Raw genomic sequence first — 7,581 nt, 5'->3', positions numbered from 1 at the left:
TTTATTAATTAAAACTCCCGAGGCCTCTGAATTAATGCCAGTGGCAATGATGAAAGTAGAGGGGCCATATCAATTTATCCAACCGTGGACTCATTACCAATTTCAAAAAAGCATATATGAGCAACTAACAATTGGTCAAAAGATCATGCTAAGACTGGGGCCTCAAAATGAATCTGCAGTGAAAGCGAAATTAAAATATTTTCGGGAACTGATTAATCGCCCCATACCGGCGAGAGATGGCTAAATCAGGAACATGTTGTTGTAATGCAATATTAAGCAAAGTAGAATTCAAGTAATGCGGGACTTAAAAGCCCACAATTCTCTGCTCTACCGACTGAGCTACCAGGCCAAAAGATAGACGCCGTATTTATGCCCTGGTATACGCACAAAATTATTCAGCGTAGATTTTGGATCTAGCAAGATGTATTTTTCTATAACTATCAATTAGGCGGTGGTGCCTATCGAGACCCTCCAACTTCATGCTGGTTGGGCTCAAGCCATGGAAACGGATTCTTCCGTCCACTGAGCCGATGACTGCGTCCATTCTCTCATTGCCAAACATTCGGCGAAAGTTGACGATATAGTCATCAAGCTCCAAATCGTCATTTAGCAAAATCTCTAATACAGCATTTAAAGCTTGATAAAACAATTTGCGCTCAACAGTATTGTCGTTGTATTGGAGGAAGGCACCCACGAGCTCATGCGCTTCTTCAAATTGCTTTAAGGCAAGATGAATAAGTAGCTTTAACTCTAAAACTGTTAACTGACCCCACGGCGTATTTTCATCAAATTCGATACCGATCAATGTGGCAATATCGCCGTATTCATCTAGCTCATTATTTTCTAAACGCTCAAGCAGTCGGCCTAAGCTGGCGTCATCTAAGTTGGATAGATTCAAAATATCGGCACGGAACAATAGCGCCTTATTGGTGTTGTCCCAAATTAAATCTTCCACTGGATAAACCTCGGAGTAGCCGGGCACCAGGATTCTGCAAGCAATTGCCCCCAGCTGGTCATACACTGCAACGTAAGCTTCTTTGCCAATGGATTTAAGAATGCCGAATAAAGTAGCTGCCTCCTGCGCATTAGAGTCCTCACCTTTGCCAGAGAAATCCCATTCAACAAAACCGTAATCCGACTTTGCGCTGAAGAATCGCCAAGAAACAATCCCGCTCGAATCAATAAAGTGTTCAACAAAATTATTTGGCTCGGTGACCGCTTCACGTGCAAAAGTGGGTGGGGGTAAATCATTCAGCCCCTCCAGACTTCGACCCTGTAGCAACTCCGTCAAACTCCGCTCTAGCGCTAGCTCTAGACTTGGGTGTGCACCAAACGATGCAAATACTCCACCTGTTCGAGGATTCATCAAAGTAACGCACATGACAGGATAGACACCGCCCAACGATGCATCCTTAACCAATACCGGAAAGCCCTGCCCTTCAAGGCTCTCAATGCCGGCCAAAATACTGGGATATTTTGCAAGTACTGCTTGCGGGACATCTGGCAAAGCGATTTCACCTTCAAGAATCTCACGCTTAACTGCGCGCTCAAAAATCTCTGAAAGGCACTGCACCTGGGCTTCAGCCAGCGTGTTGCCGGCACTCATGCCATTGCTGACATACAAATTTTCAATGAGGTTAGATGGAAAATAAACAGTCTGACCATCGGACTGACGGATATACGGTAGAGAACAAATACCGCGCTCGCTATTTCCAGAATTGGTATCGATTAAATGTGAGCCGTGTAGCTCAGCATCAGAATTAAAAATATTGAGGCAATACTCATCAAGAATTTCTTTTGGTAGCGCATCTTTAGATCCGGGCTTAAACCAACGCTCATTTGGGTAATGCACAAAAGCGCTGTTGGCGACCTCTTCACCCCAGAATGCGCCAGCATAAAAATGATTATTACTAAGTCGCTCGATGTACTCACCCAAGGCTGAGGCTAGGGCGCTTTCCTTCGTAGAGCCTTTGCCATTCGTAAAACACATTGGCGAGTGCGCATCACGAATATGCAAAGACCATACATTCGGTATGAGATTGCGCCATGAGGCGATTTCGATCTTAATTCCCAGGTTTGCTAACACACCAGACATATTCTCAATGGTTTGCTCTAGCGGTAAATCCTTTCCTGGGATATAAGTACTTGCGTCGGAGGCCGAACTCAAAGCCAATAGACTCTGCGCATCAGCATCTAGGTTCTTGACCTCTTCAATGACAAATTCTGGGCCTGCTTGAACAACTTTTTTAACCGTACAACGCTCGATCGATCGCAAAATACCCTGACGATCGTTTGCAGAAATATCCTCTGGTAACTCAACCTGGATTTTAAATATCTGTTGGTAGCGGTTTTCTGGGTCGACAATATTGTTTTGCGAAAGACGAATGTTCTCAGTTGAAATATTGCGTGTATCGCAATACAGCTTTACAAAATAGGCTGCACATAAGGCTGATGAAGCCAGAAAGTAATCAAAAGGCCCAGGAGCCGAGCCATCGCCCTTGTATCGAATGGGCTGATCGGCGATCACCGTGAAGTCGTCAAACTTGGCCTCAAGACGCAACTTATCGAGAAAGTTAACCTTTATTTCCATGGAAATGATTCCGAAATGATATGAGCGCTATTATCCGTCGCAACAGCGATGCTGTGTGCCGCATCAACAAGCCCAAAGAATCATTGCCGGCAACTAATGGCGCATCTTCTTACTGTTCAGCCTTATTGCGTGAAGTATCGATTCCCAAAGCCTTTAGTTTGCGGTAGAGATGGGTTCGCTCTAGGCCCGTGTATTCAGAAATCTTAGTCATGCTACCGCCCATGATGATCATTTGATGCTCAAAGTAAGCTTTTTCGAATAAGTCCCTAGCCTCGCGCAGCGGTAAATCAAAATAGGTTTTTGCAATCCCGCTGATGTATTCACTATCCTGAACTTGCGGCGCCTGCTCGCTGATGATCGCTTTAGGACTTGGGGTTGATGAAGGCGTTGTGGATGCCTTTTCTTCAACGGGCTCAATGTACTTAGGTGAGCTCTCAAGCGCCTTGTTGACGGTCTTGAGTAATTTTTGAAGTGCGATAGGTTTTTCTAAGAAGTTGAGTGCCCCAATGCGCGTGGCTTCGACGGCCGTATCAATCGTGGCATGTCCTGACATCATGACTACTGGCATCGTCAGCTGCCCCGTCTTGGACCACTCTTTCAGCAGGGTAATGCCGTCAACGTCTGGCATCCAGATATCGAGCAAAACGAGATCGGGGCGCATTTGCTCACGGATAGTGCGCGCCTGCACAGCGCTCTCCGCTGCATAAACAGTGTGGCCTTCATCCGTCAGAATCTCATTGAGAAGCTCCCGAATTCCCATCTCATCATCGACCACCAAAATACTTGCCATTCTTATGCTGCCTCTTTTGCCAGATTCATAAACAAAATTGATATTTGCGCACCGATCACTTCATCTCCCTGCATGCGATTCCGAACTTCAATTTTGGCACCGTGATCATCCACGATTTTCTTCACTACTGCTAAGCCCAATCCAGTGCCCTTCCTCTTCGTCGTTACATAGGGCTCAAAGGCTCTTGCCAATATCTTAGCCGGAAACCCTGAACCACTATCACTTATTGTTAAACGTACCGCATATTGCGGCACACCATTCAATTCACCGTAGGGCACTAATTCGGTTTTCACTTCAACTGGCTCGGCTTGATGCGCTCCCTCAAGAGTAGCATCTTGTGCGTTTTGTAAAAGATTATGAATAATCTGTCTCAGTTGTGTAGGGTCGCCCATAATGCTTGGACAGCGTGGATCAAGCTGAGTCTTTAAAGGACTTCCCTCATACAAACCTAGAATCTCTTGCGTCAAAGTATTGATCGATACTGATTTCAATTGTGGGCTCGGCGTCTTAGCAAAATCCCTGAAATCATTCACCATTTCTTTCATCGCTTGCACCTGCCCAATAATGGTCTCAGTACTGCGATTCATCATCTCTTCCTGTTCCGGGCTCAATTTACCAGCCAACTTATGCTGCAATCTCTCTGCTGAGAGCTGAATCGGGGTTAGTGGATTCTTAATTTCATGGGCCAAGCGCCTAGCTACCTCACTCCAGGCAATGGAGCGCTGCGCACTTACGACGTCGGTGATGTCATCAAATACCACCATACGTAAATCTGCAGTCAACTCGGTTCCGCGGATGAACAAAGTCACGCCAGGTTCATTTTCAAACTCATTCGTGCTGTGAAGCTGAATTTGCTTTTGCCAAACTGGTGCCGACTTATGTGCGCCCACACCTTGCTGGTTCCCCTCCACACCAACTGCCAGCTTCATCGTAGCAAAACCTTCTTTTATGGCTTGGTCAAACTCAATTAGACCTGAGATATCACTTAATGGGCGCCCATCCATTTGCGTTAAGTCTTGCGCAAAGATTCGATCGGCGCCAGCATTGCTAGAAACCACATTGAAATTCTTATCAAAAATACAAACACCAGCAGTAAGGTTACCTAAAACCGTCTCTAAAAAAGACTTCGATTCCTGTAAGGAAGTTCTTGTATCAGCCAGTTGGCGTGTCATCACATTAAACTGACGCGTCAACATCCCCAGCTCATCGCCCGTGTCTAGCTCTGGTCTGGGCGATAAATCACCTTGGGCAACTGCTTGCGTTCCTTGTAATAGCATGAGCAAAGGCCTGGCCAGCTGGCGACCCAAAACTAAAGCCAATGTCACGGCCACAAATAAAGCAAAGAACAAGGTTAATGTCAGCGTGCCCACAAACATTTTTCTTAGGCCTGTTCGACCCAATGACTTCCCTTGATAATCGCTATAGGCAGACTCAACTGCAACGATATTTTTCGCCAATGGGCCGGGAATGAAGCGCACTAACTGCAAAAAATATTTATCGTCTACTTCTTTGCCGGCACCTAACTTACCTGGGATCTGCTTCTTGCGCACAATCGGCACAATCGCTCTTACCCTATAGCCGTTCTGCCCCCCATCCATTTCAGTTTGCTCTACAGCCGTAATGCCTTTCTTTTTAAAGGCCTCGGCAATCACGTCAGCACTTGGTGCGGGCAAATATTTTTTAGGCTTTGACTCACTGGTCAAAATCAAATTACGTTGAATACTAAAAAGACTCACTTCTTGAATGCCAAATTGATTGCGGATCTTCATTACCATCGCGCCAACTTGCTCAGAACTGGTGCCCGATGGTACCTGCACTATTTGCTCGGCAATATAGCTACCCTCTGCCAGAATCTCTTCTTGCGCAATACGAAGAGTAACGCGCCCCAACTCGAGACCAGCATCTAGTGCAGACTCTACTTGGACATCAAACCAAGTTTCGATACTCCGAGAAACGAACTGCAGGGAGACGCCATACAAAATTAATCCCGGAACGACACCCACTAAAGCAAAAATCATGGCCAACTTCGCCACTAAGCGCGTACCAAATCGACCCTTGCGCCAACGAATGGCAATCACAATCACTAAAGTGAGAATCACCAAAGTCAGACAAATACCAATGATGACATTAGCTGCATAGAGCCAAATAAAGTAGTTATCAAAAAATTCGGTGTTTGATGTGGCAATCGATAAGAGTACAAGCAATAGCAGTGCAAAGGCGCCAATCACCGCCATTGCTATAGGTAGCGCACGTCTTTTCCAGGCGTCTTTCTCAAACGCGTTTGAGCCAATGAAGTCTAAAGATATCTTCATCGTTTAATTAGGTTGGGGCCATTTGGCGAAAATGGAAAGCGCACCCAGTCACTCGTCACATTCCAGTCACGATTGTTAAGGGCATTTACCTGGAAAGGTTTAGGTAACTTGCTCAAATCCAAGCTCATTCTTAATGCAGCAGTGTAAGACTTGCTAGGGTCAATTTGACCACTGTCAATTACCCGCCAACCTCCAATACCACCCACTGCTTGCAAAGCCTCAAAGATCGTTCTTGCAGAAAAAGTAAAGCCTTCAGATGCAATACGATATTGCTGAGTCATTGGTTGGTAGGATAAGCGCGTTAACCGTTGAGCAAGCGCGGGCTTCTCATCAAACCAATACCAACGCGAACGAGTTACATCAAACTCCGTCTGAAAATATAAAACAACACCTTTTTGCACTGCATCTTCTAAGCCTGGTGTTAATTCAATCTTAAACGTGGCATTTAATAGCCAGTCGTTATCCACCCGCTCAAGCTCAGCAGATTTCAGTTTGATTCCCTCTGCAATTGCAGCGGCTGAAAATAGACTCAGCGCCAGCAAACTACAAAGAATGAATTGTTTAATGCTTTGGCTCATGGCCTATTTTTCTTAAACAAAGCATAGTAAAAACCATCATTTAGCTCCGCAGGCAAAATTTGTCCGGGGGCGCTTAATCGTAACGCATCAAGATGCTCTGTCGCAAACCACCTCACCTGCCCTTCGCCTTCTTCAGGAAATACCGAGCAAGTCACATACAAGAGCGTACCGCCAACCTTTAACATCTTCCAGACTTGCTCCAAAATGGCGCGCTGTCGTGCTTGCAGCGCTTTAATGTCTGCTTCACGACGCAAGAAAGGTATGTCTGGATGTCTCGCAACAATGCCCGATGCTGAGCAAGGCGCATCCAAAAGAATTTTATCGAACGCCTTTCCATCCCACCAGACTGACTTTGAGGCATCGCCGCGTACAACTCGCACTGCATCAGACCGAAGTCGCAAACGATCCAGGTTGCCGCCAATTTTTCCAAGACGTTCGCCATCGAGCTCCAAAGCAATCATCTCGCATTGCGCCAACTCTAGTAGATGGGCTGTTTTTCCTCCGGGAGCAGCGCAAGCGTCTAATATCCGCTCACCCGGTTTTGGATCAAGCAACACAGCTGCAATTTGTGCACCTGCATCCTGAACTGAAACTGAACCACTATAAAAACCAGGCAAATCAGAGACGGGTACTGGCTCACGCAACAACAAAGCCGAATCCAATGGAATTCCGGCAACGCTGGTGATGGGCTCTGCCGTAATACCAACTTCATGCAATAGGTCTTGGTACTCCTGGCGCGTGTGTTGTTTAGCGTTTACTCGCAATATCAACGGCGCACGTTGCGCTTGCCGAATGAGCATGGCCTGCCAAGACTTGGAATAATTACGCTTCAGGCTAGCCCTCCACCAGGGCGGGAAAAACATAGGAATAGGGTCTGGTGGATAAGGCTTTTCATTCTCTGCCTGAACCGCAAGGCTCACCTTCCGAAGAACGGCATTCACCAACCCTTTGGCATACATTGTGGGCTCGTATTCGCTACAGGCTTTTACTGCTTGATCGACAATCGTATGTGCTGCGTAGCCCTTACCCTCAACTCCATTCTGAAAAAACAAGGCGATTGAAACACTGAGCAAATACTCTACTTCTTGAGGTGGCGCTTTTGGAATGAACTGTTTAATAAACTCATGTGATCTTACCCACTTACGTAGAGCGTCAAATGTGAGACTTTGCACGATGGGGCGCTCATGGGCTTCTAGCTGATCCAAAACCTCTGTAAGCGACCGGCCCACCATTACCTCGCCAATTGCTTGCGCTGAAATAGTAATCGCCTCCGATAGCGGGAGAGTGCGTGGTGTTTTTTGGTCGATCAAA

6 protein-coding genes are annotated in these 7,581 nt (G+C 46.3%); 1 reads left to right on the top strand and 5 read right to left on the bottom strand.

The genetic code is table 11. The annotated features are described in order from the left end of the window. On the top strand, nt 1-244 hold a 244-nt coding region (locus B7Y67_RS01320; protein WP_293596964.1), incomplete at its 5' end, for a DUF3014 domain-containing protein. 147 nt (nt 245-391) lie between these two features. Here the strand turns inward: B7Y67_RS01320 and B7Y67_RS01315 are convergent. The 5 genes from B7Y67_RS01315 to rsmB form a co-directional block, all read right to left on the bottom strand. After that, nucleotides 392-2,590, bottom strand: coding sequence for an OsmC domain/YcaO domain-containing protein (locus B7Y67_RS01315; RefSeq protein WP_293596963.1), 2,199 nt, complete (start codon nt 2,588-2,590; stop codon nt 392-394). 109 nt (nt 2,591-2,699) lie between these two features. Beyond that, nucleotides 2,700-3,380: a response regulator gene (locus tag B7Y67_RS01310; RefSeq protein WP_293596962.1), complete on the bottom strand. Its 681-nt coding sequence runs from the start codon at nt 3,378-3,380 to the stop codon at nt 2,700-2,702. A 2-nt stretch (nt 3,381-3,382) separates the two neighbouring features. Continuing rightward, nucleotides 3,383-5,692: an ATP-binding protein gene (locus tag B7Y67_RS01305; protein WP_293596961.1), complete on the bottom strand. Its 2,310-nt coding sequence runs from the start codon at nt 5,690-5,692 to the stop codon at nt 3,383-3,385. Continuing rightward, nucleotides 5,689-6,270: a DUF4390 domain-containing protein gene (locus B7Y67_RS01300; RefSeq protein WP_293596960.1), complete on the bottom strand. Its 582-nt coding sequence runs from the start codon at nt 6,268-6,270 to the stop codon at nt 5,689-5,691. Before B7Y67_RS01300 ends, B7Y67_RS01305 begins: the two co-directional genes overlap by 4 nt. Then, a complete protein-coding gene (rsmB, locus tag B7Y67_RS01295; RefSeq protein WP_293596959.1) occupies nt 6,267-7,580 on the bottom strand; it encodes a 16S rRNA (cytosine(967)-C(5))-methyltransferase RsmB in 1,314 nt (437 codons plus the stop codon). The genes B7Y67_RS01300 and rsmB overlap by 4 nt, the downstream gene beginning before the upstream one ends. Nucleotide 7,581 lies beyond the last annotated feature (1 nt).

It is taken from the genome of Polynucleobacter sp. 35-46-11, from assembly GCF_002281105.1.
Note: the sequence above shows the minus strand (reverse complement) of the source record. Positions and strands in the feature narration are given on the sequence as shown.